Consider the following 26,601-nt stretch of genomic DNA (forward strand, 5'->3'; position numbering starts at 1 on the left):
AATTTTTGATAGACAACCTTTATTTCAAAAACTACTATTATTTACGCACTAATGAGGAGCTTCAATGCCCATCACTTGAACTTCTGCCAAAGATAAAATTGATTTCCTGCCAGGAAGTTTAAGTGCTTCAATTTTAACATGACGGCCCTCTATGTCGTACTCAGACAGATCAATTGTGACTTTAGGGTCGGGCGCAACATGAAATTCTTTTATATATTTAATGTCAGAAAAGTTAGCGTCATTAGCAATAGTAACACGATAATTTCTCAACCTATTTTTACAACAGTCAGTCCGATTAAAGATATTGATTTTTGTAATATGATAATCCCCTTGCAAATCAACAGTCCACCAAGTATCTTGTGGCTCTTCTCTAGTTCTGGAAACGCTATGATTGTCATAATTACCATCAGTGTTACCATCAACAACCAATTTACTAGTGGTTGTTAAATCTGTAGAGGACTGCTTAGTGGGTTTTTTCAATGATATATTTTTTGCATTTAACACTTGATTCTTTGCATTTATAGCGGCTGTAAAAACATCTTCTTGCATTATAACTTGAACTTCTGCCAAAGATAAAACTTGCTCACTCTCACCAAGTAATTCAATCCTAACATAACGACCTCTTAGGTGATACATAGATACATCAATGGTTTTCTTGGGGTTGGGGTAACTGTGAAAATCTTTTACATAAGAAGCTTTATTAAGGGAGGGGTCATTAGAAATTATAACGCGATAATTGCTCAACCTGTCTTTACAACAGTCAGTTCGATTAAAGATATTGATTTTATCAATAGGGTACTCCTGACCTAAATCAACCATCCACCATGGGTTTCTCTCTGAGCTGGTGTGAGTGGTACTGCCTCCAAAGAAGTTGCCGTCAGTTGAGCCATCAACAGCCTTCTTAGCAAGAAGGTCCATAGAGGATTGTGTCGCTGTTTTGTGCAAAGCCAAATTTATACCTACCATTGTTTGTTGTTTTATACAACGCACACTAAGTGCAGTATCTTTGGAATTAGCACCGCTATAAATTTGATCTTTTGTGCTCTCTAGTGTTCTTGAGCGCGCCATACTAGATTCGGGGAATGATGTCGAAGTCCACATGGAAGTGACTAAGGCAGTATCACCAAAAGGATTTTTGCCCTCTTTTAGATCGGCATTAAAGCCAATGCCACCTTTTTTGAGTTTGGTGCCTTGGTTAGTACCACGCCAAGCATTTTCTGAATCCATTGCTTCTGCATCCATGCCTAAATATTTTTCTAGGTTTTTCCAATCTCTCTCTGTTGGAATGCGCCAATTTTCTGCACAAATTCCTTGTGCGCCCTCTTTAATAGAACCCTTCATGGCGGCGCTCCAAGTGTAAGATTTGCCATATAACTTATCGTTACTTATTTTGTCCTTATATGAATAGACACCGTTTTCTGCACTGTTGGTACCATGACGCATATTTTCAGAGGTCCATACTTGACCACCAATGATAACGCTATTGTAGTTAATGCCACCTGCTTTCATGACTTCGTTATTCTTGATACAACGCACGCTGGCAGCGTCGGTTTCATAGGTAGTGCCATAAAAAACTTTAGGTTTTGAGAGATCTAATGCCAGTTTCCAAGCCATACTATGATCGGAAATTTTTTGCCTGGAAGACCAAAAATAAGTTTGTTTAACACTATCGTTAAAAACACTTAGCACTCCACCCCTCATAACACCTGTCATAATAGCTTCAAAGCCACTGTCTCCAGCTTTTTTGAGTTGTGTGCCTTGATTAGTGCCACGCCACGCCATATTTTTATTTGATTCTGTAGCACTCATACCCAAATACATCTCCAGTGTCTTCCAATCTTGGGTAGTTGGAATATGCCAACCTGATGCACAAATTCCCTGTGCTCCTTCTATAGTGGAACCCTTCATAGCCTCAGACCAAGTATAGAGTCTGCCTTTATTCGAACGCTTATAAAGAGAAAATGAACCATCACTAGCAGTAATTTCATCTGCATTAGCCCTATGGCGCATATTTTCAGAGGTCCATACTTGAGCGCCAATTCTAACGGTTCTGTATTTAGTGCCTTCTATCTCCATTACTTCTTCATCCTCTATGCAACGCACTTGAGCCTCGTCTATACTATGCCCTGACGATGTGCTCTTATTAGAAGTCCATAGATTAATATATACATCTGCTAATATAGAGTGGAGTTTTTTTGATAAGGTAACATAATTTGTCGTATTAGTGAATAAGGGTGTAAGGAACAAAGTGGCTGCTGTTTTATTGTGACTACTGTCCATATATTCTTTCAAAATTGTCCAGTCTTTTCTACTTGGAATATGCCAACCTGATGCGCAAATTCCTTGTGCGTTCTCTTTTGTTGAGTTATTCATGGCAACACTGTATCTGTATAACTTTCCTGTTAATCCAGCTTTAACATCATCAACGCCAGCGTAATAACTAGAACTGTCTTTTCTGCCATTGCCATGACGCATCGTTTCAGCTGTCCATCTCTGGCTACCAATTTTAACAGTCTTGTATTTAATGCCACCAGCCACCATTTTTGCTTCACTTTTTATACAACGAACGCTATAGCCGTTAGCATTGGCTGTGTGCTCTCTAAGTGGTTTATTGGTGTCTGTGTATCTAGAGTCAGGAAATATAGGGTCTTTATTGATGCTACTTCTAGGGGATTTATCGATGCCCCTATATACATCCATGCGCGCTGGAGAGAAAACTAAGTTTTTTGTATGGTGCGCTCCAACAGGAGTTTTACTCCAATAACGCCCTTCAATTCCTTCATTTTTTAGATTGCCATCATGAAATTGTCGACTGCCTGCTGCTGGTAATTTTAAGAAACTTTTAAGTGCTGTGGCTCTACCAGATGTTGGGAAATACCCCATTTCAGCACTGATCTCATCTATACTGGGCACTTCAAAGCCGACTGGACAAACTCTGGCTTCATCAGAGGTAACAGTGTTATTAGACCAAAATTTAACACGATCAACGCTTTTTTTGTCTGCCTTTGTCCAGTCGTATTCTTGTTGAATTATGGATTTAAGGGCATGGGAGTCACTACTACCAGTAATCCAATCGGAAAATGAATCCCATGTTTGCTCAACCCAACCACGATCATCATCAACTGGATCGTTTGCTAAATTCTTAGATTGGTCTGTATTTGTGAAAAAAGTAACTTCGTTCGGTGTAATTGTCTTGGCTTGTTCTTTTTTAAAAGTGCCATTTATGCGTAGCTGGTGTCCATCTGAAGCTCGTCCAAACTGATACAAATTGCCATAACATTCAACCTCATTGTTACTGGCACAAACTTGATCTGCACCTGTGTTTCTGTCTAGCCAAACTCGCTTAGTTTTTGGTGAAACAACTGTATTGTAAATTTTTCCTTGAAACACCTTGTCAATAATATGGACGGTAAGCTTGGCAACTACATATTCTCCATCTAGGGAAGTGGCATAAATATCTGCCACACCAGCACTTACACCTGTGAGAGTGGCGCCACTTTGTGTTCCAGAAATAGTAGCATAATTAGATTTTACCTTCCATAAAAGATCTTGAATAGTGGCATTACTGGGGGTGATTGCAGCGCTAAGCGTGATGGTTTCCCCTACTTCAAGAATATTCCTACCTTTTATTTGTGAGGTGTTATGGCTAAGTTGAATGTTGGTAACAGGAACGGCAACAGAATTTACAGTAATGCGGACTAGTGCAGTATTTGCACCAAAACTATTGGTGGCAGCAACAGTGTAGTAGGTCTCTGGCATTACTTTTTTTGGCCTGCCTGAAATTGTCCCGGTATTTCTATCAAAAGACAGTCCGTTACTAGGTATGGGTCTGATGGACCATTGGGTAGCAGCAGGGCCAAAATTGGTGAAGGTAATTGGGGTAAAAGTTTCGCCGATACGCGTGCTTAACTGATTAACGCTAGGAATAATAATGGGTGTGCCAGATTCGGTATCATTGATACAGCGTACACTAAAGCCTTGCATGCGTTCTTTTGCTATGATGGCGAAGTTATCGTTGCTATTAAATTCAAAACCATCAGACAAACGCTTTCTAGGAAATGAATTAGTAGTAAGGTTTCTGCTCCAATAAAAACCCTTTTTACCAAGGTTTTCTATTCTACCTTTGACATTGCGGTTGCCGCTTAATGAAAATTTTAACGAGGCGTCTGTTGCTGCGCTTATTAGCTCTTTAGAAGTTGGCACCCTAAAGCCTACTGGACAAATATTATTGTCACTTTTACTCCAGGCTGCCGCCCTTTTTTTGCCTGATTCGTCAACATCAGATGCTGTCCAATCATCTTCTGAGTTTGAGTTACCACTAACTATAAAGCCGTTACTACTAGGTGTAATACTATTTGCTAAAATTGCGGTTTTTCTCACATGACCTCTAGACTGGTGTCCATCATTACCTCTACCCCATTGGTATAAATTGCCATAACAACTCTTGTCTTGAGTGGTTTTACAGGCTTGAAATGCGCCTAAATTTCTATCCAGCCAAATTTTCCCTGTTGTCTCGGATAAAATAATTTTATAAGGTTTTTTATTAGCAACAACGGTTTGCGAATCAACCACCAACACCTCAAATCTGCCAACGACAAAACCGTTACTAGAAACCGCTCTAATGCTGGAAATTCCTTCTTTAAGTCCAGTAACCTTACCTGTTTTACTGTCAATCTTAACATTTTCATCTGCCAACCATAAAAGATTTTTGTTGGTTGCATCACTAGGGCTGATAGTGGCACTAAGTTGAACAGTTTCGCCAATTTTTAAGACATTCTTGCCTGACACTTCAATGTTATTAACCAATATTGGTACAATTGTAATATAAATAGTAGCAGTGCTTGTGCCTTTGTCGTTAGTGGCAGCAATATCGTATCTTACTCTGCTTTGAAGTTTGTTAGGAGTGCCTGAGATGAGACCTGTTTTGGTGTCAAACACCAAACCATTGTCCAGTACTGGATGAATTGACCAACTATTAATCAAGCCCGGTGCAAAGTTCAAAATCGTAATTGGAAGCTCTAGTGGCTTGCCAATCTGAATGATATTTTCAGCGCTGGTAACAGTTAAGGCTGGTGCAGTGTCATTTTGAATGCAACGCACACTAGAGCCATTATCATTGCTGATGTCACCACGCCATAAATCTAGGGTTATTTTGTCAATGTCAAAATTATGTATATACTCACCTAAAGGTCTCCTAATGGAGATTCCCATGCTGCTAACATTAGGATCAACCCTAAGTTCTGCTAGGGGTTTTTTGGTGCTTATTTTTTCACTAGAAGTAAAAACAGCCAACCCTGCGGCTGACACTCGTTTAAATTTATAGAGTAACTCGGTGATGCTAATACGATCAATTTTATATTTTGCACCCAAATCAATGATTATCCACCCTTTGTCTGAATATTTTTTGCTTAAAAAGCCTAAATCAGAATTGTTAACAATATTAGGTATACTTGTTGGGGTGGAAGGCATGAAAGACAAGCTTTTAGTGGTATCACCAGTAACTTGAGTAAAGCCACCTACATTGTCTTTAGGTGTGTTGCTTTCAGTTATTTTATCGCTATCAATGCCAACTTTGTCTGAATTTTTTTTGCTTAAAAAGCCTAAATCAGGGTTGTTAACAATATTAGGTACGCTTGTTGGGGTGGAAGGCATGAAAGGCAAGCTTTTAGTAGTGTCACCAGTAACTTGAATGGAGCCACCTGTATTATCTTTAAGTGTGTTACTTTCAGCTATTTTATCGCTATCAACGCCAGCTTCATAGGCTAAAGCTGTTTTATTGAGTACAATATTCTGACCCTTACTCATCACTTTCACATTGCCTATTGCCATCTTACCAAAAGTGGTTTGTTTAATTAATATAAAACGTACATCAGATGCTGGCACAGTTGTAATTTTGCGACCTATAAAATGATCTGAGGGAGTAGTGGATTTGCTGGAACTAATAAAATGAGCTTCGCTGCCTTGTTTTAACAAATGATTATCGGTTCCAAAAAAACCTAACAATTCAGCGTTAAAACGACCTTGGTGAAGCAAACTAGCCTGATCTTTGCCTCGATAAGCATTATTTTTATCTTGTTGGGTTTTGCTCATGTGCAAATAACCTTCTAACTTTTTCCAATCTGAATCTGTTGGAATACGCCAGCCTGGTGCACACATTCCTTTTGCGCCTTCTTTGGTTTCTGAATTCATAGCTGCGGCCCATTTATAATACTTTTCACCACCCTCTGTAAAAAAAATATCCTTCATGTGTTTGCTTGGGAAATGGTGCATATTTTCAACAGTCCATACTTGCGAACCAAAGAGATCCGCTTTGTAATTGACCAGTCCAACGCCCATTGGTTCTGGGTAGTAGTCGTTGATATCAAAACTGGCGTTTGATAATGTATTTTCTGAGTCGTCTCCTGAATCATTTCCAGAGCCATCCCCTGAGCTGTTTTTAGAATTGGCTCCTGTGTTTGAGTGGCTTTCTGTTCCGTTTTTTAAACCACCCCTTCCCTTTATCGACAACTTACTTGGTGTCCGGACACGAGAAAAACCTGTGAATTTATAAATATTTTCTTCTCCTGTAATCTTATTATCAACTACTAATGTGCCAAAAAAATTGTGACCTATAAAAGAATTTTCAAGAAAAATATCAAAAAAATTAATGTTGCCTTTAGAGGTATTAGGTTGCATTGAGTCAGTGTCATAGCCCCAAGTTAACTGTTTATCCTTAAATATAGCATTATAAATAGGTGTGTCGTTTATAAAGACAGAGCCGTCTACAACTTTGTTGTTTTCTACTTTGGCGCCATTAGTTATAAAAAGTGTAAAGGTTTGACCTTTCTTGTTAAACTTCAAATTGGTGCGGTACTTTCCAACCCAAAAAAACAAACTCTCGCTTCTGAATTTATCAAGCACAGCAAAAATTGACTTTATATCGCATTTGTTACGGCACTTTATGTTTAAAAAATCGTTGATCGCCTTAAAGTTGTCGTTAAATGACAACGATACCTGAAGGTGTTTAAGAAATATCATGTATACATCACGATCTTTGAACATGTCTGATACAAATGCCTCAGATGCAGCTATAGAGAGCGCATCAGTATGTAGTTCAGTGTCTGGTATAACAACAGGGGGGTGGCTGTCTAGTGTTGGTGTGCCAAATTGGTTAGAAGGTATATTAGTATTTGGGGTGCTACCTGGTGTTAATACAACAGGGGGCTGAGTGCTACCGCCTAGCGTTGGTGCGCTAAATTGATTTAATGAGATATCGTCAGAAGTGAATAGATCTGCCAATGATTTTGCCGATATGCCGATATTGGATAGTCCATAAATAAATAAACCAATAATTAGTGTCTTAACTGTTTGCATAAATTAATCTCTGTGGTAAATAATAAATTGTAAAACTTTTTTTAATGTTATAGTCCATTCAAAACTTGCGTTATTTTTTGTTTATGTATTGTGTAAAATTTAATAAACAATTAAATAACGCTTTAGTTGGAGTTATTTCAAATTTAAGAGGCTCAAAAACATGTCTCGCCCTCTTCCTCTGTCAACTCCTTGTCTCTATTCCATTTTTCTATGTCCTTAGGCGGATTGGTTCCAATGGCAGCATCAGGAATACCAGGAATCTCAGGATTAGAGATTGATTGCTTTGGAAACATTTCTTCCATCTCTATATTTTCTCCGCCAGCTGCCTTATAGGCTTCTCGAACATCTTGTATTTGTTTTTCTATTTTTGATAAAAGGTCCTCACCTGGTTTAACTTCATTATCTTTATCCCAAAGCCAATGCCAATCTTTATCTTTAAGCCGCCGATCTGCAATTGGAACAGTTGTTTCCAGCAAACTTTCGTTGAAAGGCGCATCTGCAAATGACATCTCTTCCGGTATAATTTCAAGTTCGTCTATGGGTTTTCCTAAAGAAAATTCCTCCATTGTCATGCTTGAGGAGGGATTTTCTCCTGAAGGAATAAGAGGATCATATTCAGAACGCAGCTGCTGAATCTCAGAAGTAGTGCCTTCTGGGTTTCCTGAATCAAATAATTCACGCCCTTCTTCATTAATATGTCGGATATTTCTTGCTACAATATTCTCATTTAAATTTGCGTGTAGACTAAAAAAATTCGATTTATAAAAATAGTAACCAGCACCAGAAGCAATTGCAACACTTACTATTGCAACAGGAACAGCCCATGTGGCTGGCGATATGGTTGCAGAACTGTTCTCAATGGGGGTGCAAGTTCCCGTGAATACATTACCAATAACTTTATCAGATGAATTATTATCCGTATACTTAAATCCACCAGTACATGTGCAAGTATGCATACTATCAACCCTAGTGTAGGTGTAAACAGAGTTTGGAATTTTTTTTCCTGCTTTATTGTAACACTGCTCTCCTAGTGCGCTTAAACTACTAAAAAGCAACAAACTCAATATACTTAATTTGATTGTTCTCATTTCTCTCCCAATGACAAACTATTTTATTATTTTTAACACTTTGAGACCTTTGCATAAATAGGAATAATCATCAGAAACCCACTTTTCACCCACTTGACGATTTTTCCAGCGACACCCAGCAGTTCTCTAGGTGGGTAAACTCAGCCTTAACCCTGCTAGGAAAAGGTTTAAAGAAATCACTAATTGGGCAAAAATTGGATTTTGTCAATCACCCCTACCTTATGCAAAGGTCTCCTTTCTTTAATAAGTGATAAAGTCTAACTTTTAGCACTTAAAAATCACAATATCTCTAAAAATAAAATTGTACCTGTATGAAACCGTTAAATTTAAATAATTTTTTTAAAAAAATCTAAAACCCAATTTCCCCCATTAAACCCCGCTATCTTCCCATTTTTTGTCAATTTCCCTTAAAATCAACAAAAAACAAACAATACCCCTCCCTTAAAAACCATACTCTTCATTTAAAATCACCATTCTTTTAAGATTAAACGCCAATGATTCCATAAACATTGCAAACTGATTTTTAGCAACACCCCTATACCTTGTTCGATGATTAGTTTGAGAGAATACTCGCTCATACGGACTACGCATTTTTGTGATAAAACTGTCTCTACCCTTATTTTTATTTTTCATATTGTTTTTCAAGATAGCCTTTAGATTACAACCTTTGCGTTTAGCATCAATATGAGTTTGTTTATCACAATAGCCTTTATCTGCATAGATGGCACCAGAGCCTGGTAGTACATGTTTTAAACCTTTGGCATCTGTGATGTTAGCAGGGGTTAATGCAACTTTGTTGATTAACCCTGATTGCATATCCACACTAATGTGTTTTTTAAAACCATACCAGAATTTATTTTTACCTTTGGCGCCAAACTTTGCTTGTTGGTCATAAGCCACCTTTGGTAGCGTTGTGTTGTTGAGTTTTTCTAATTTATTAGCAATGGCTAAATCTCGCTCTTGCCAAAGGTTGGCTTTTGCGACTAAATGAGAAGCGTCAATAAAGGTAAAGACTTCATTTAGATAGCCTTTGGATTTAAGTATATTTTTAACTTCGTTAAAAATTTTGGATAAAAGATGTGTGCCTATTTTTGTTCGCATCTTTGAAAAGATACTATAAGTTGGCGTTTTATCGCTTAAAGCGAAATTACAAAACCATTTGGCAGCGGTATTTTCTTGTAAGAATCTTTCTAACGCTCTGTCGCTAATATCTTCTAGATGTTGTAATAACAATGTTTTAAATAGGGTGTTGATACCGTAGCCTTTGTAATTACTATTACCAGCAATTGTGGTTAAGTGCTTATTGGTTATTTTGTCTAAATCAATAAGTTTGGTGAATTTACGATAGAGGTGGTTGGTTGGAACTAAGTCTTCTAGGTTGATGATTTCTGTTTGAGTGGTCATTATTTTTTTAAGTTGTTGATATTAATAGTATTTTACTATAAATATGGTGTTTTTTGGTTGTTTTTTGGGTTTTTATTTTCAACAGTCCCTTAAGCGAGACAATCGTTATCAACAAGACAAAAAGCGCAAACTGTGTAAAAGACGCGCAGCGATTGAGCCGATTATCGGACATCTTAAATCAGATTTTAGACTCTCTAGAAACCTACTCAAAGGGCAAGTTGGTGATGAGATTAATGTTTTAATAGCTGCCTGTGCTTGGAATTTGAGAAAATGGCTGGTGATAGCCACTATTTTTTTGTTTTGGCAAAAACTAGGCTTATTTTTTGTAAAATACCTAAGGTTTTTTGTGGTGCTGGATAAAAAGCAGTTTTGTTGATTTAGATGGTTGGCAAAATGGGTGGTTTTGGTTTGGTTTGGAATGGGTTTTTAAGGGGCGACTAATTAAGCGTTGTAGTGATGATTTGAATTCAAGAAGGTATAATCAGAGACATGAAAAAAATTGCAATTTATCCCGGTTCTTTTGACCCCATTACTAATGGACATATTGACTTAATAAAACGCGCTAGCAAATTATTTGATACCGTGATTATTGGCATTACGCAAAATAGCAAAAAATCATCTTTTTTAACTATTAACAATAGATTAAAAGGCGCTAGAGATGCCTTGACGGATATTGATAATATCAAAGTGATGAGTTTTGATACTTTATTGGTGGACTTCGCCGAGGCACAAAATGCACAGATTATTTTGCGTGGATTGCGAGCGGTAAGTGATTTTGAATATGAGTTCCAACTCTCAGGTATGAACAAACATCTCAACCCCCATATTGAAACCCTATTTATGACCCCAGCAGAACAATATGCCAATATCTCTTCTTCCTTAGTTAGAGAAATTTTATCCCTTGGTGGCAATATTAGTAGTTTTGTACCAGCTAATATTGAAACCCTATTAAAAGAAACCTTTGCATAAATAAGAATAATCATCATAAATCCACTTTTCACCCACTTGGCGATTTTTCCAGCGATACCCAGCAGTCCTCTAGGAGGTTAAACCTAGTCTTAGCCCTGCTAAGACAAGGTTTAAAGAAATCATCAATTGGGCAAAAATTGGATTTTTCCAATCATTCCTAATTTATGCAAAGACCTCTAAAAGAAAAAAATTTAATCCATTTTTTACTTGACTAAATTTTTTATGTCCCTATATAAGCTCCACAACTATTTAAAAGGAGCAAAAAATGTCAAAAATTATCGGTATTGATTTAGGAACCACCAATTCATGTGTTGCCATTATGGATGGTGGCAATATAAAGATCATTGAAAATTCTGAAGGTGATCGCACCACCCCCTCTATTATTGCTTTTCCAAAAGATTCAGAGGAAGTTTTGGTAGGTCAAAGCGCCAAACGACAAGCGGTTACTAACCCTGAAAACACACTATATGCAATTAAACGATTAATCGGTCGTCGTTTTGACGAAGAAGCAGTACAAAAAGATATTGATCTTGTACCTTACAAAATTGTTAAAGCAGACAATGGCGATGCATGGGTTGAGGTGAACGGCAAAAAAATGGCGGCACCTGAGATTTCAGCAAAAGTTATTGAAAAGATGAAAAAAACAGCCGAAGACTATTTAGGTGAAAAAGTAACAGAAGCGGTTATTACAGTTCCTGCTTATTTTAACGACTCACAGAGGCAAGCCACCAAAGATGCCGGCAAGATTGCAGGTTTGGATGTTAAGCGCATTATCAATGAGCCAACAGCAGCGGCATTGGCTTACGGTGTAGACAAATCTAAAGGCGACAAAACTGTTGCTGTATACGACTTAGGTGGTGGTACATTTGATGTTTCCATTATTGAAATGGAAGACATTGATGGTGAAAAACACTTTGAAGTTTTGTCAACCAACGGCGATACTTTTCTAGGAGGTGAAGATTTTGACCAGCGCATTATTAATTACTTGGTAGATGAATTTAAAAAAGAGCAAGGCGTTGATTTAAAAAATGACCCAATGGCACTACAACGCTTAAAAGAAGCAGCAGAAAAAGCCAAGATTGAGTTGTCTTCTTCTGAGCAAACTGAGGTTAATCTTCCGTATGTTACCGCTGACGCCTCAGGCCCTAAACACCTTAATATTAAATTGACCCGTGCTAAATTAGAATCTTTGGTTGAAGATTTAATCAAGCGCTCAATTGACCCTTGTAAGATTGCATTGAAAGATGCAGATTTATCTGCCAAAGATATTGATGAAGTGATTATCGTTGGTGGCTCTACGCGTATGCCTAAAGTGCAAGAAGCAGTGAAAAAATTCTTTGGCAAAGAGCCGAAAAAAGATGTTAACCCTGATGAGGCAGTGGCAATGGGTGCTGCGGTGCAAGCAGGCGTACTTGGCGGCGATGTTAAAGATGTCTTGTTATTAGATGTAACACCATTATCACTCGGTATTGAGACTATGGGTGGCGTAATGACTAAGTTGATTGAAAAGAACACAACCATTCCAACCAATGCATCGCAAGTCTTCTCAACTGCAGCAGACAACCAGTCAGCGGTAACGGTTCATGTTTTACAAGGTGAGCGTGAAATTGCAAGTGCAAACAAGTCATTGGGTCAATTCAACCTTGAGGGCATTCCTAATGCGCCCAAAGGTCAGCCGCAAATTGAAGTAACTTTAGACATTGATTCTGATGGTATTTTAAATGTTTCTGCCAAGGATAAGAACTCTGGCAAAGAGCAAAGCATTACCATTAAAGCATCAAGTGGCTTGAGCGATGAAGAAGTTGAAAAGATGATTAAAGATGCAGAAGCGAACGCCGAGGAAGATAAGAAATTCCAAGAATTGGTAACCACGCGTAATATGGCAGATTCAATCATTCACTCAACCAAGCAACTGTTAGATGAACACAAAGATGAAGTATCAGACGATGAAAAAACGGCAATTGAGGCAGCAATTACTGAGCTTGAAGAAGCTATGAAAGCAGATGACAAAGAAGCCATTGATACTAAAGTTCAAAGTCTTAGCGAAGTAGCTCAACCTTTGGCTGAAAAAGCACAAGCAAAAGTAGCTACAGATGCGGGCGGTGATGGCTTTACTGATGCCGCTAATGCAGGCGCACAAGATGCGGATGTGGTAGATGCCGACTTTGAAGAAGTTAAGGACGACGATAAGAAGTAAATCGTTTTATTTAAACTCACACAAAAAGACCTTCTGTTAAAGAGGGTTTTTTGCTTTACGGGAAATTAGACCATGTCAGAAAGAGATTATTACGAAGTATTAGGTGTTAACAAAGGTGATGATGCAAAAATCATCAAAAAAGCGTATAAACGCTTAGCAATGAAACATCACCCTGACCGCAACAAAAACAACAAAGAGTCCGCTGAGAGGACCTTTAAGGAAATACAAAAAGCCTATTCAGTTTTGTCTGATAAGCAAAAACGACAAGCCTACGACCAGTTTGGTCATGCAGGCGTCAATGGCAATGCAGGCGGCGGTTTTGGTGGTGGCAGCCCATTCGGTGGTGGTGGTGGTTTTGGTGATATTTTTGGTGATATTTTTGGGGGTAGTCGCCAAGCGCAAGCAGATAATCGTGGTTCGGATTTACGCTACGATTTAGAAATAGACCTAAAAGAAGCAGCCGAAGGTAAGACCGTTCAAATCCGTGTTCCTAAAGGCGAAAAATGTGACACTTGTCATGGTTCTGGTGCTAAGCCAGGCACCAGTGCTAAAACTTGTGGCACTTGTCAAGGTGCGGGACAAGTGCATATGCAGCAAGGCCCTTTCCAAGTACAACAACCTTGCCCACAATGTAGAGGTGCGGGACAAGTGATTGATTCACCTTGTGGCGATTGTCATGGTAAAGGTGTGGTTCGCAGACAAAAAACACTCTCGGCTAAAATTCCTGCAGGTGTTGATACTGGCAATCGTATTCGTCTCACAGGCGAAGGTGAAGCTGGCGCTCGTGGTGGACCGAACGGTGATTTATATATTGAAATTCATGTTAGACCACACAATATTTTTGAGCGTCACGGCAATGATTTGTATTGCGGTGTGCCCATTGATTTTGCCTCAGCGGCACTAGGTGGTAGTATTGAAGTACCAACACTGAGTGGAAAATTAAAGATTAAAATTCCAGAAGGCACACAAACAGACAAACAGTTCCGTTTAAAAGGCAAAGGTATTACTGGTTTACAAGGTAGTGGCACAGGTGATTTGATTTGCCAAGTCAAACTTGAGACACCTGTTAATCTCAATACAAAGCAAAAAGAATTGTTACAAGAATTCTCAAACTCATGCGGAAAGAAACAACACCCTGAGTCAGACTCCTTCTTTGGTAAAATGAAGTCATTTTTAAAATAAGTAAAGGACGCACAGTGAAAATCAAACACATTCAAGCTCGTGAAATTCTAGATTCTAGAGGCAACCCAACCATTGAAGCAGATATTATTCTTAACGATGGCACAATGGGTAGTGCGATGGTGCCATCAGGCGCTTCAACAGGTGCACGCGAGGCGTTAGAATTGCGTGATGGTGACAAATCTCGTTATCTTGGCAAAGGTGTTTTGAAAGCAGTTGCATTTATCAATACTGAAATTGCTCAGGCCTTAGTGGGTTCTGATATTACAGATTTAGGAAAAATTGACGCTTTAATGATTGCACTTGACGGCACGCAGACAAAATCACGCCTAGGTGCCAATGCTATTTTGGCAGTATCATTGGCAGCGGCTCATGCGAATGCCAACAGACAGAACAAACCCCTGTACGACACATTAGATTTAGGCGCTAAGTACAAATTACCAGTACCAATGATGAACATTATCAACGGCGGTGAGCACGCCAACAACAGTGTGGACATTCAAGAATTTATGATTATCCCTGCGGGTGCACCAAGTTTCAAAGAGGCTTTGCGTTATGGTGCAGAAGTGTTTCACCATCTTAAATCTGTCTTAGAGGCTAAAGGACTCAATACTGCTGTTGGTGATGAAGGGGGTTTTGCACCTGATCTTGCTTCGAATGAAGATGCGATTAAAGTCATTTTAGAAGCCATTAAAAAAGCAGGCTACACCGCAGGCAAAGACATCTTTATTGGCATTGATGCAGCCAGTTCTGAGTTCTATGAAAATGGCACTTACAATCTTGCTTCTGAAAATCGCTCACTAACTTCACAAGAATTTACTGATTACTTAGCCAACTGGGTAGAAAACTACCCAATACTCTCTATCGAAGATGGCATGGACGAGGATGATTGGGATGGTTGGGATTTACTCAGTAAGAAAATTGGTGATAAAGTACAACTGGTTGGCGATGATTTATTCGTTACTAACAGCAAGATTCTTGCCGAAGGTATCGATAAAAATATCGCCAATTCAATCCTTATAAAAGTTAATCAAATTGGCACATTGAGTGAAACTTTTGCTGCCATGGAAATGGCTGAAAAGGCTGGTTACACTTGTGTAATGTCACATCGATCTGGCGAAACTGAAGACACCACCATTGCAGATTTAGCTGTAGCAACAGGCTGTGGTCAAATTAAAACAGGCTCACTGTCGCGTTCTGATCGTTTGGCAAAATATAACCGTCTATTGCGTATTGAAGAAGAATTAGGTGAGAATGCAATCTATCCTGGACTTGCTGCTTTTAATCATTTGCGTTAAACTGAGCGCTTGGATTCACTCTCAACTCCTTGGTTAATCATAATCCTATTAGGGCTTATCTTAGCTTCTGCTTTTTTCTCATCGACTGAAACTTCAATGATGGCGATTAATCGCTATCGTCTCAAAGTACTCGCTAAAACCAACAAAAATGCCAAACGCACCGAGCGTTTACTAGATGATTTAGACCATTTAATTGGCACAATTTTATTGGGTAATAATCTGGTTAATATTTTTGCTGCCAGTATTGCCACGATACTAGCAATTAAGCTTTGGGGTGAAGGATCGGTCATATTAGCATCACTGGCATTAACTTTTGTTATTTTGGTTTTTGCAGAAACCACACCAAAAACCTTTGCTGCTAAAAACCCTGAAAAAGTCGCCCTTCCCGCTTCGATTGTTATTGACCTATTTATCAAATTATTCAAGCCTTTTGTTTGGATAATTGCACAAATTAGTAAAATTATTCTTGCTTCTTTAGGGGTAAAAACACAAAATGAAAACGAAAGCATTACTTCAGAAGAGCTTAGAATGGTAGTGAATGATGCCAAGCCAATTATTGCCTCAAACTATCAAAAAATGCTACTTAATATTATTGACTTAGAGAAAGTGAAAGTTGAAGATATTATGATCCCCAGAAATGAATTAATCAGTGTTGACATTAACAAGCCCGGTGATCTTTTAAAGCAGTTAAAACACATACAACATACCAGACTTCTAATTTATGACACATCAAGCGACAACATCACAGGTCTGCTACATATGCGTGATATTGTAAATTTATATGCCAAAGGCGACTTTAGTATTGAGAATGTCTTAACATTGATTCGCACACCTTATTTTGTGCCAGAAGGCACTTCTCTAGCGCACCAATTGGCGCATTTTCAAACACAAAAAAGACGCTTGGGATTGGTGGTTGATGAGTACGGTGAAGTCCGTGGTGCGATTGTTGTTGAAGATATCCTGGAAGAAATTGTGGGTCAATTTACTTCAAATCAAAATGAAATTATTGATGAAATCATTAAGCAGAAGGATGGTAGTTATTTAGTTGACCCTAGGGTTAATATACGAGAGTTAAATCTATTGTTGCAATTAGACTTATCTGTTACTAAAGCTAAAACTTTAAACGGTCTAATTTTAGAAACATTACAAAGCATTCCTAAACATGATGTCAGCCTAAAAATTGATAACATCTTGATTGATATTGTGCAAATTTCTGAGCAAACCATTAAGTTGGTTAGATTAACAAAACTAGATTAACGCCTGCCCCATCCTCACCGTTTCACCTTCTTTGAGGTTTAGTTTGTTGTCTTTATTAGGCATGAGCATAATCACGGTTGAACCCATATTAAATCTACCCATTTCTTCACCTTTTTTGAGTTGAATATTCTGGTTTTGATAATCAAAATGTTTCACTTTTTTGGTATATGGTGGGGTAATTTGTCCATGCCATACCGTTTGCATTGAGCCAACAAAAATAGCCCCCACCAAAACAAACCCACAGATACCAAACTCAGTCTCAAAATAACACACCACACGCTCATTACGAGCAAACAAACCATTGACACTTTGCACAGTTTTTTGATTGACTGAGAATAAATCACCAGGAATATAATCCATGGCAATCAATTTGCCATCATAAGGCATATGAATACGATGATAGTCTTTTGGTGAGAGGTAAATCGTAGTAAAAAAACCACTGGTAAATTCGCCTGCTTTCTCATTATTTGCCAACAACTGTGCCACGCTGTAATTATGATTTTTTGCTTGCACGATTTGCGCATTGTTAATATTGCCAACTTGAGAAACAACACCATCTACAGGGCAGACAATTGAACACTTGGCAATCACTCTAGCACCAGGCTTTAGACTACGGGTAAAGAAGTCGTTAAAACTCTTGTAGTCTTCTACTTGCTCGCGTTGTGCCTCAGACAAATTTACTTGATAGGTTTTAACAAACCAGCGAATAAAGGTATTTTTAAGCCAAGTATTTTCAATGCGTGCAAAACGAAACATCAACTTTGAAAGCCAATGCTGTGGCAATAAGTATTGTAGCCAAATCATTTTAATTTTGATTGAATAAAGGCAAGTGCGTTATTGAATTTCACTTCAATTTTTTCAGGGTTATTTCTAGCTTTATATTCAACATTGCCGTTATCAGCATGCGTATCACTAAGCACCAGTCGATGCGGAATACCTAAGAGCTCACTATCGGCAAACATAATACCGGCACGCTCTTTTCTATCGTCAAGCAATACTTCAATGCCAGCATCCAAATATTGCTGATATAAATTATCTGCTAAGTCTTTAACACGAGTGGATTTGTTGTAGTTGATCGGCACAATCACCACGCAAAAAGGTGCAATACTTGCTGGGAAAATAATACCCCTCTCATCATAATTTTGCTCAATTGCGGCTGCCACAACACGCGTAACACCAATACCATAACAACCCATCATCATCGTCACTGCTTTGCCAGATTCACCAATCACATTGGCGTTCATCGCTTTGGAGTACTTATCACCCAATTGGAAAATATGCCCCACTTCAATACCGCGTTTAATCACTAACTTACCCTTGCCATCGGGTGAAGCATCACCTGCAACAGCATTACGCAGATCAGCCGTCTTAAACTTAATACCGTCCCACACACAACCGGTCAAATGATAGTCCCATTGATTTGCACCACAGACAAAATCCACCATCACTTCGGCTGAATAATCTACAATCAAATCAATACTTAAATCTTTAACACCAATAAAACCTTTTTTCAAATCAAATGACTTAATTTCCTCATCACTGGCAAATTCAAAATCACCCAATAAGTTTTGTGTTTTGATTTCATTTAGCTCGTGGTCACCACGAAGCGCTAAAGCCTTATAACCATTAGCCGTCTTAATAATTAATGTTTTTACACATTGCGCTTGCTCAACTTTTAAGAACTGTGCAACCTCTTCAATACTGGTTATCTTCTTCGTTAATACCTGTTTTTCACTGGCACTGGTACTGTTGGTTTTTTCTTGTTTAGAGAAAGCTACTTTTTCAATATTAGCAGCATAATCAGACTCATCAGAGAAGCAAATAGCATCTTCGCCAGACTCTGCCAACACATGAAATTCAATAGAACTCTCACCACCAATACTACCACTGTCTGCCAACACTGGGCGATAATTAAGTCCAAGACGCTCAAATATTTGGCAATAAGTGGCGTGCATTTTTTCAAATTCTGCCTGCATACTGTCCTTATCCAAATGAAACGAATACGCATCTTTCATAATAAACTCCCGCGAACGCATCACCCCAAAACGAGGGCGAATCTCATCACGAAACTTGGTTTGAATTTGATAAAAATTCATCGGCAGTTGCTTATAACTATTAAGATATTGACTAGCAAGATGGGTAACCACCTCCTCATGTGTTGGGCCTAGGCAGAATGCTCTATTATGTCTGTCATGAAAGCGTAATAATTCTGCACCGTATTCATCCCAACGCCCTGATTCTTGCCACAACTCTGCAGGTTGTGTAACAGGCATTAGCACTTCTTGTGCACCTGAGTTATTCATTTCTTCACGAATGATTTTCTCTACTTTTTGCAATACTCTCAAGCCCATCGGCAAATACGAATACAAGCCCGATGCAAGTTTAGAAATAAGCCCCGCACGAATCATCAATTGATGCGAAATAATCTGTGCATCATTTGGCGCTTCTTTTTGTGTTGGGATAAGAATTTGGCTGGTTTTCATTTATAATAGTCAAAACAAAAAATATGATTTTACCTATGCCTGATTTTCAAACGCTTTTAATTTACGCAATTCCTTTAATCTTTGCTATCACTGTGCATGAATTTGCTCACGGCTGGGTTGCCAATCAGCGTGGCGATTCCACTGCTAGAATGCTTGGTAGGCTGACTTTAAACCCGATTAAACACATTGACCCAGTGGGTACAATCTTAATGCCTGCGATCTTATTTTTCACAGGATCACCTTTTCTGTTTGGTTGGGCAAAGCCTGTCCCCATCAACTTTAACGCCCTTAAATCTCCAAAACAGGATATGATTTTAGTTGCCCTTGCTGGACCTGTGTCTAACTTTATAATGGCATTGTTATGGTTATTGGTTATTGTCTTTGCACGCAACTTGCAATCTCAACTTTTAGAGGATATGGCACACTTTGGTATTGCTATCAATCTAGTTTTGGGTGTGTTTAACTTGCTTCCCCTGCCACCACTGGATGGCTCTCGTGTGGTGAGTGCATTATTGCCAAACCACTTGGCTTATCGGTATAATAAATTAGAAGCTTATGGTCTATATATCTTACTAGGTTTGTTGTTCTTGGGTATTTTTGAACGAGTAATCTTACCTATCGTTAACTTTATTTTAAATTATTTACTAGGACTATTAAATTAATATGTACACAGAAGAAGACTTAAATAATGCTGTAAAACAAACTATTTTCAACCAATCATCGGTTGACAATTTTAGACAATTTATTGCTACAAGCAAAAACACAAACCATGTAGATGAAGAAAATTTTAAGCTGATTGGTAGTTTCAACGATATTTTTGTTGTTATCGCTTGCTTATTATTGCTATTTTCCTCAGGATGGGTGTTAAACGCTATCCAAAATAACAGTGGTTATATTGTATTTCCAATCATTACATGGGGTTTAAGTGAATTTTTTGTCCGTAAAAGAAAAATGTCCTTGCCTGCCATTGTTTTATTAATTGCTTTTATTGGTGGCATATTCACTCTGTGTATGAATTTATTATCATTCTCAGAGAATATTAATATAACCATTGCCGCTTCCTTGTCAACATTGGGCGCCTATTTGCATTGGTTGCGCTTTAAAGTGCCAATTACAGTTGCCGTTGGAGCCACTTCGCTCATTGTTTTTTTAGTTGCACTCAGTATCTCCATTTTTCCTGAAACAAAAGATTATTTACTGCCAATTTTATTGATTTTTGGCATCATTACCTTTGTATTGGCTATGTTTTGGGATTATGCCGATATTCATAGAGTTACCTACAAATCTGATGTTGCTTTTTGGTTGCATCTAGCATCTGCTCCCTTAATTATTCACCCTATTTTTGGAATGCTTGGCGTGCTAGACGGTAATGAAAGTGTTAGCACCTTAATTATTGTGATTGCCTTGTATGTCTTTATGAGTTTATTGTCCATCGCCGTTGATAGACGCGCCTTTATGGTTTCCTCTATGGCGTATGTACTGTATGCAATTTCAAATATCTTAAAGACCTATGGAGACATTGGCTATAATTTTGCTTTAACAGGTGTATTAATTGGTGCCACACTGCTACTTTTATCGGCTTTCTGGCATCAAGCCAGAAGTGCTTTGTTAAATTTATTGCCAGAATCAATCAGCAAATATTTAGCACGAGTGTCAGACTAAGAAGAGCAACTCACCTCTAAATTTTTTGCCCAATCTGGCGCTTCTTGCGTATAACCTTCAAGATCTTGGTGTTCAGAAAATGGGCTACTCAGTAAAGTAAATAGCGTGTCAATCTCACCATAATCCTTGTCATCTTCTGCTTTTCGAATGGCAACCTCTGCCAAATAATTACGCAAAATATACTTGGGATTTACGCTCTTTATCATCTCTATTCTATTCGGATTATCTTCCTGTGCAATGCGCTTGTCATACAACTTAATCCACGCATCAAAATCAGTGTCCTGCGTTAATTTATCTATATCAGACAACTGTCTTAATGAATTACTATAGTCTTTTTTATGTTGATACAGCACTTCAAAAAATTGACCGATTAGTACATTATCTTGCTCGTCCTTTTGAGTGAAACCGAACTTTTTTCGCATCAATGTTGAATAAGCCTTGACCAAATATGGCTGATAATTATCTAAAACGGTTTTGGCTTGCTTAACTTCTATCAAACTGCTCAAACTGTCCGCCAATCGAGATAAATTCCACAAACCGATCCCCGGCTGTTGATCAAAAGCATAGCGCCCTTCGTGATCGGAGTGATTGCAGATGAATTTAGGATTGTAGGTTTCCAAAAATCCAAAAGGTCCATAATCAATCGTCAAGCCAAGAATAGACATATTATCAGTATTCATTACTCCGTGTGCAAAGCCTTGGGCTTGCCAATGGGCAATCATTTTGGCAGTGCGCTCCACCACTTCATTGAAAAAATCAACATATTTTTGCACGCCTTGACACTGCGGATAATAATGCTCAATAACAAAATCAGCCAATTTTTTAACCTCGGTTTTTTGCCCAAGGGCAGCAAACCACTCAAAATGACCAAAACGAATATGACTGGATGCCGTGCGCATTACAATCGCCCCCGTTTCAATGTTTTCTCGATAAACCTCGGTCTCACTTCCCACCAAAGTTAATGCCTCAGTAGTGGCAATATTCAGCCCTTGCATAGCAATGGAACAAAGGTATTCACGAATAGAGGAGCGCAACACTGCCCGTCCATCTGCCCCTCTTGAATAAGGCGTTTTTCCCGCCCCTTTGAGTGAAAACTCGTGGCTGTGTATCTGCCCTTGTAAAGGGGGATTGTGTGGCACTTGCCCAATCAGACAACTGCGCCCATCACCCAACTGCCCTGCAAAATGTCCAAATTGATGCCCTGCATAAACACTGGCAATTGGCGACACCCCTTGAAAAAATTGCTCACCTGAGGCAATTTTAAGCAAAGTCTGGCTGTCCCAGTCTAAACCAAGCTTGCGATAAAGTGCTTGATTTTTATGAATTAAGAAAGTATTTTTTAACGGCTGGCATTCAATTTCTGAAAAGAAATTCTTACCCAGCGTGGCAAAATCCAAAGTGCTATTGTCCAAGTTTTGACCTGAGTAATTCATTCAACAGTTTAGGGTTTGCCTTGCCCTGCGTGGCTTTCATTGCTTGGCCTACAAAGAAGCCTAAGATTTTTTCATTGCCCGATTTAAATTGTGCCACTTGCGGTGCGTTATTTTCAATAATCTCATCCACAATCTGCTCAATGGCATTCGTGTCTGTCATTTGTTTAAGCCCTTTGGCATCAATAATCTCATCGGCGTTGCCCTCACCCTCCCACATGGCTTTAAACACATCTTTGGCAATTTTCCCTGAAATAGTGTCATCGCCAATACGCCCAATCAATAGCGATAAATCTTGTGCTGATACGGGAGATTTTTCGATTTCGATTTGGTTTTTATTGAGTAAAGCACTCAATTCACCCATCACCCAATTGGCACATAATTTGGCATTTGATTCATTACCTTTGAGCATAATTTCAAAATAATCTGCCAACGATTTCTGCGAAGTGAGTACATCTGCATCATACTCACTTAGCCCCAATTGCTTAATAAAACGCGCCTTTTTTTCAAGTGGCAATTCTGGCAATTGTGCTTTAATGGTTGCCAATAACGCATCTGAGATTTCAACAGGCAATAAATCTGGGTCTGGAAAATAGCGATAATCATTCGCCTCTTCTTTAGAACGCATAGAGCGGGTTTCGTGCTTTACCGAATCATACAAACGGGTTTCCTGCGCCACGCTACCCCCTTCTTCCAAAATATCTCGCTGTCTTTCCACCTCTAAATTAATGGCTTTTTCCAAAAATTTAAATGAATTGATGTTCTTAAGCTCCGCCCGAGTGCCCAATACCTCTTGCCCCAGCGGACGAATAGACACATTGGCATCACAACGAAACGAGCCCTGTGCCATATTACCATCACAAATATCAAGATACTGCACCAACGCATGAATTTTCTTGGCATACGCCACCGCCTCTTTGGCACTGCGCATATCAGGATCAGAAACAATTTCTAACAAGGGCGTTCCTGCACGATTTAAATCAATCGCCGTGTCATCATCAAACATATCATGCACCGATTTACCCGCATCCTCCTCCAAATGCGCCCGAGTAATACCAATGGTTTTTACCCCCTCATCCATCCCAATGTCTATTGCCCCCTCACCCACAATCGGTAAATCCAATTGTGAAATCTGATAACCCTTAGGCAAATCAGGGTAAAAATAATTTTTCCGATCAAACACATTGCGTTGATTGATATGCGCATCAACCGCCAAACCAAAGGTAATTGCCTTATTCACCACCTCAACATTCAATACCGGTAGCACCCCCGGCAGCCCCAAATCCACCGCACACGCCTGCGAGTTCGGCTGCGCCCCAAACTGAGTAGAGGCCGCCGAAAATATCTTAGATTTTGTATTTAATTGCGCATGAATCTCTAGCCCGATAACTGTTTCCCATTCCATATTGTATTCCTAATTAATGACCCATATATTTTCCTAAAAACTTCCCCACCAATGCATTTAAAAATATATTATTTTTTAATGCTTTTTGGTGAACCAATTTGTGTAATTTTGGACTAATACACACATTGACAACTCCCTTATAAGTTTTGTGCTTCCCTATTTAACTGCTTACAAGTGTCAATATAATGATTGACACTGTCTTGAGAATTTCTCTCCAAATTCTCCACCGTATCTACCTCAAATGTAGCCAAGTCATCAATCATCTCTAACTTGCCAAAAAAGCATTTATCCTTGTTAGAATGCTCAACACTTGTCGACATAGTTTTTATATTCAATGAGACCTTTGCATAAATTAGGGATGATTGACAAAACCCAATTTTTACCCACTTGGTGATTTCTTTAAACCTTGTCCTAACAGGGCCAAGGCCGGGTTTAAAGAAATCACCAAGTGGGTAAAAAGTGGGTTTATGATGATTACTCCTATTTATGCAAAGGTCTCTCAATAACATTACTCACAATAACTTCTTTAATTTTAGTTTAAATATTTATTCATCATTCATCAAATCCAAAAAATAAAAGAAAAGAAAAAAATAAAGGGAGTTCTAATGCACTACTGTACAATCAAATCAAGGATCAGGTTATTTACAAACAATGGTCGCTTACACAAATATCAGGCGCATTAAAAACGGCATTATCCAAAACAAAAAGACATACAGGTTGGCCATTTTTAACTGAGGATATTAATTAGTGTTGCACTTACAAGTTGAATCTAAGGCGCCCCTTATCCTTCCAGCCTTAGCCTCGCTAGGGCAAGATTTAAAGAAATCACCAATTGGGCAAAAATTGGCTTTTGCCAATTATCCCTATTTATGCAAAAGTCTCATATATAATATAGCCTTTGATAATAAGGAGAAGTACAATGAAGAAAAGTAAAATGAGAGATTTAAATAAAAGATTAGACGACAAAAAATATGACACTGAGATTAATATTTCAAAGATTAACTATGATGGTGATGGTTTTTGTGGTGTTACCTCTAAACATTACCCTAGGATTAATGATGTCAAACCTTCAGTAAAGACTAACTTTGTCCCTAATGATGATATTGAGATTAATGCAAAGACTAACTATGATGGTGATGGTTTTTGTGGTTTTACCTCTAAAAATTACCCTAAGATTAATGATGTCAAACCTTCAGTAAAGACTAACCTTATCCCTAATTATGACGCTAAGATTAATGATGTCAACCCTTTAGAAAAGACTGACTATGATGGTGGTATTTCGTCTATTGCTTGTTTTGCTGCGTCTCCTCTTATAGTTAACATTGACCTACTACTTGAGACTATACCAAAAGTTGATGCTAAACTAGAAGCTGAAAAGAACAATACTGCTATTGATATTGCTGGGAAAGTTGGTTTTGATTCAAATGATTCATTTAATGGCACTTTAACAGAATGTAGACCTGATGCTACTAGTGATTTGCCTAATATTGTTATGATTGATTTTGATGCACTTAATCGTACTTTAACAGAATGTAGACCTGACGCCAGTAATTTACCTAATATTGTTATGATTGATAATGCTGATACACCAATTACCGATTTCATCGTAATGTAGTTAATAACCGTTAACTGCTAATTTTTATACAACAAAACCCACTTAATTGTGGGTTTTTTTTAATGTGAGACGAGACGAGACCTTTGCATAAATCAACCTTTAGATTCAAAATCCAAGTGCAACACTATTAACATTCTCAGTTAAAATTTATCTCATTATATTTTGAGGGGTTTTAATTTTAACCGTCCAACCTACCCATTTTTTTGACTTATGGGTAGTTGGGACAGTTAAAATACAATCTATTAAAAATACATCTAAGAGACAATGCTTGAATTTTTGCCAGTTAAACAAGAATTAGAAACTAAAGAGATTAAAAAAAATCCATTAGTGCTAATAGAGCGTTGGCAATTCTCAATGAAACAGCAAAAAGCGCACCTAATCGTTTTATTTTGATTAACGCCTTAACTTTTCAAGAGGCAAAAGGCAGTAGCGAGATTGAAAATATTGCACCACCCACGATGAACTTTACCAAGCAGGAACAGACTTAAAAAATGCCACCAAAGAGGCAAAAGAAGTTAAAGGCTATCAAAGTGCTTTGTTTGTTACAAGGGGTGGATTTAATTAATGACAGTATTTTAGAAAACAACGATGCAGGTTATACGCACCCAAACAAAACAAGCGCAAAACTAAAAAACGATAAAACAGGTGAAATAATTTACGAACCACCACAAGACCATCAAGAAATCGTTAAATTACTCACCAATCTTGAAACCCATATCAATGAAAAAAATGATTTAGATGGCCTTATTAATATGGCAATTATTCACTATCAGTTTGAGGCGATACACCCGTTTTATAATGGCAATGGTAGAACAAGGCAGGATAATCAATATTTTGTATTTAGTCACCCCTTAAAAACCCACCCCAACCAAACCAAAACCACCCATTTTCCCAACCATCTAAATCAACAAAACTGCTTTTTATCCAGCACCACAAAAAACCTTAGGTATTTTACAAAAAATAAGCCCAGTTTTTGCCAAAACAAAAAAATAGTGGCTATCACCAGCCATTTTCTCAAATTCCAAGCACAGGCAGCCATTAAAACATTAATCTCATCACCAACTTGCCCTTTGAGTAGGTTTCTAGAGAGTCTAAAATCTGATTTAAGATGTCCGATAATCGGCTCAATCGCTGCGCGTCTTTTACACAGTTTGCGCTTTTTGTCTTGTTGATAACGATTGTCTCGCTTAAGGGCTTTTTTAGGCAGGATGATGTTTGCACCGAGCACTACCTTTGCACCAACATAGCCTCGGTCGCATAC

The 26,601-nt window shown here is 38.3% G+C and carries 19 protein-coding genes and 2 pseudogenes; 11 read left to right on the top strand and 10 right to left on the bottom strand.

Going from position 1 to position 26,601, the window contains the following annotated elements:
- Nucleotides 1-48: 48 nt before the first annotated feature.
- From BHECKSOX2_RS09815 to BHECKSOX2_RS09825, 3 genes are all read right to left on the bottom strand, one after another.
- On the bottom strand, nucleotides 49-7,353 hold the full coding sequence (locus BHECKSOX2_RS09815) for an FISUMP domain-containing protein (protein WP_139683423.1): 7,305 nt from the start codon (nucleotides 7,351-7,353) through the stop codon (nucleotides 49-51).
- 152 nt (nucleotides 7,354-7,505) lie between these two features.
- A complete protein-coding gene (locus BHECKSOX2_RS09820) occupies nucleotides 7,506-8,441 on the bottom strand; it encodes a hypothetical protein (RefSeq protein ID WP_139683424.1) in 936 nt (311 codons plus the stop codon).
- A gap of 441 nt (nucleotides 8,442-8,882) precedes the next feature.
- Nucleotides 8,883-9,845, bottom strand: a complete 963-nt coding sequence (locus BHECKSOX2_RS09825; RefSeq protein ID WP_139683425.1) for a transposase — start codon at nucleotides 9,843-9,845, stop codon at nucleotides 8,883-8,885.
- Between the two features lie 136 nt (nucleotides 9,846-9,981).
- Between BHECKSOX2_RS09825 and BHECKSOX2_RS10375 the strand changes: the two are divergent.
- The 6 genes and pseudogenes from BHECKSOX2_RS10375 to BHECKSOX2_RS09855 all read left to right on the top strand — a co-directional run.
- Nucleotides 9,982-10,221, top strand: a pseudogene (locus tag BHECKSOX2_RS10375) (transposase); the annotation flags it as partial.
- Between the two features lie 113 nt (nucleotides 10,222-10,334).
- Entirely contained in the window at nucleotides 10,335-10,814 is a 480-nt protein-coding gene (coaD, locus tag BHECKSOX2_RS09835; protein WP_090714585.1) for a pantetheine-phosphate adenylyltransferase, read from the top strand.
- A gap of 265 nt (nucleotides 10,815-11,079) precedes the next feature.
- On the top strand, nucleotides 11,080-13,011 hold the full coding sequence (gene dnaK, locus BHECKSOX2_RS09840; protein ID WP_139683426.1) for a molecular chaperone DnaK: 1,932 nt from the start codon (nucleotides 11,080-11,082) through the stop codon (nucleotides 13,009-13,011).
- Between the two features lie 72 nt (nucleotides 13,012-13,083).
- Complete coding sequence (dnaJ, locus tag BHECKSOX2_RS09845; protein WP_139683427.1) at nucleotides 13,084-14,193, top strand: molecular chaperone DnaJ; 1,110 nt, start codon at nucleotides 13,084-13,086, stop codon at nucleotides 14,191-14,193.
- Nucleotides 14,194-14,207: 14 nt separating this feature from the next.
- A complete protein-coding gene (eno, locus tag BHECKSOX2_RS09850) occupies nucleotides 14,208-15,488 on the top strand; it encodes a phosphopyruvate hydratase (RefSeq protein ID WP_139683428.1) in 1,281 nt (426 codons plus the stop codon).
- A gap of 9 nt (nucleotides 15,489-15,497) precedes the next feature.
- On the top strand, nucleotides 15,498-16,745 hold the full coding sequence (locus BHECKSOX2_RS09855) for an HlyC/CorC family transporter (protein ID WP_139683429.1): 1,248 nt from the start codon (nucleotides 15,498-15,500) through the stop codon (nucleotides 16,743-16,745).
- Here the strand turns inward: BHECKSOX2_RS09855 and asd are convergent.
- Both asd and BHECKSOX2_RS09865 read right to left on the bottom strand, forming a co-directional pair.
- On the bottom strand, nucleotides 16,737-17,549 hold the full coding sequence (asd, locus tag BHECKSOX2_RS09860) for an archaetidylserine decarboxylase (RefSeq protein WP_245391375.1): 813 nt from the start codon (nucleotides 17,547-17,549) through the stop codon (nucleotides 16,737-16,739). The two genes, BHECKSOX2_RS09855 and asd, sit on opposite strands and share 9 nt — an antisense overlap.
- Entirely contained in the window at nucleotides 17,546-19,228 is a 1,683-nt protein-coding gene (locus tag BHECKSOX2_RS09865; RefSeq protein ID WP_139683430.1) for a proline--tRNA ligase, read from the bottom strand. Before BHECKSOX2_RS09865 ends, asd begins: the two co-directional genes overlap by 4 nt.
- Before the next feature lie 35 nt (nucleotides 19,229-19,263).
- Here BHECKSOX2_RS09865 and BHECKSOX2_RS09870 point away from each other — a divergent pair, with 35 nt between their 5' ends.
- Both BHECKSOX2_RS09870 and BHECKSOX2_RS09875 read left to right on the top strand, forming a co-directional pair.
- The gene (locus BHECKSOX2_RS09870) at nucleotides 19,264-19,890 is read left to right on the top strand and encodes a site-2 protease family protein (protein WP_139683443.1); all 627 of its coding nucleotides are present in this window, start codon (nucleotides 19,264-19,266) and stop codon (nucleotides 19,888-19,890) included.
- Between the two features lies 1 nt (nucleotide 19,891).
- Nucleotides 19,892-20,890 carry a hypothetical protein gene (locus BHECKSOX2_RS09875; protein ID WP_090715480.1) on the top strand — a complete coding sequence of 333 codons (999 nt, stop codon included), beginning with the start codon at nucleotides 19,892-19,894 and terminating at the stop codon, nucleotides 20,888-20,890.
- On the opposite strand, the gene BHECKSOX2_RS09880 is transcribed toward BHECKSOX2_RS09875, so the two are convergent.
- Genes BHECKSOX2_RS09880 through BHECKSOX2_RS09895 form a run of 4 tightly spaced genes read right to left on the bottom strand, consistent with a single transcriptional unit; the run spans nucleotide 20,887 to nucleotide 24,045 of the window.
- Nucleotides 20,887-22,323 carry a protein adenylyltransferase SelO gene (locus BHECKSOX2_RS09880; protein WP_245391376.1) on the bottom strand — a complete coding sequence of 479 codons (1,437 nt, stop codon included), beginning with the start codon at nucleotides 22,321-22,323 and terminating at the stop codon, nucleotides 20,887-20,889. The two genes, BHECKSOX2_RS09875 and BHECKSOX2_RS09880, sit on opposite strands and share 4 nt — an antisense overlap.
- Nucleotides 22,292-23,725, bottom strand: a complete 1,434-nt coding sequence (gatB, locus tag BHECKSOX2_RS09885) for an Asp-tRNA(Asn)/Glu-tRNA(Gln) amidotransferase subunit GatB (RefSeq protein WP_139683431.1) — start codon at nucleotides 23,723-23,725, stop codon at nucleotides 22,292-22,294. The genes BHECKSOX2_RS09880 and gatB overlap by 32 nt, the downstream gene beginning before the upstream one ends.
- Nucleotides 23,726-23,738: 13 nt before the next feature.
- Nucleotides 23,739-23,849: a hypothetical protein gene (locus BHECKSOX2_RS10680; protein WP_180323761.1), complete on the bottom strand. Its 111-nt coding sequence runs from the start codon at nucleotides 23,847-23,849 to the stop codon at nucleotides 23,739-23,741.
- A 13-nt stretch (nucleotides 23,850-23,862) separates the two neighbouring features.
- Nucleotides 23,863-24,045 (bottom strand): hypothetical protein, encoded by a 183-nt coding sequence (locus tag BHECKSOX2_RS09895; RefSeq protein ID WP_139683432.1) that lies wholly within the window; start codon nucleotides 24,043-24,045, stop codon nucleotides 23,863-23,865.
- A 599-nt stretch (nucleotides 24,046-24,644) separates the two neighbouring features.
- On the opposite strand from BHECKSOX2_RS09895, the gene BHECKSOX2_RS09900 reads away from it, so the two are divergent.
- The 3 genes and pseudogenes from BHECKSOX2_RS09900 to BHECKSOX2_RS09910 form a co-directional block, all read left to right on the top strand.
- Nucleotides 24,645-25,340, top strand: coding sequence for a hypothetical protein (locus BHECKSOX2_RS09900; protein ID WP_139683433.1), 696 nt, complete (start codon nucleotides 24,645-24,647; stop codon nucleotides 25,338-25,340).
- Between the two features lie 323 nt (nucleotides 25,341-25,663).
- Nucleotides 25,664-25,828, top strand: a complete 165-nt coding sequence (locus BHECKSOX2_RS09905) for a Fic/DOC family N-terminal domain-containing protein (RefSeq protein WP_139683434.1) — start codon at nucleotides 25,664-25,666, stop codon at nucleotides 25,826-25,828.
- Nucleotides 25,829-25,831: 3 nt separating this feature from the next.
- Nucleotides 25,832-26,143 (top strand): annotated as a pseudogene (locus BHECKSOX2_RS09910) (Fic family protein); the annotation flags it as partial.
- 101 nt (nucleotides 26,144-26,244) lie between these two features.
- Here BHECKSOX2_RS09910 and BHECKSOX2_RS10380 read toward each other — a convergent pair.
- The coding region (locus BHECKSOX2_RS10380) for a transposase (protein WP_245391377.1) at nucleotides 26,245-26,601 on the bottom strand (357 nt) is incomplete at its 5' end.

The sequence above is a fragment of the thiotrophic endosymbiont of Bathymodiolus puteoserpentis (Logatchev) genome (genome assembly GCF_900127505.1).
Taxonomy (GTDB): Bacteria; Pseudomonadota; Gammaproteobacteria; order PS1; family Pseudothioglobaceae; genus Thiodubiliella.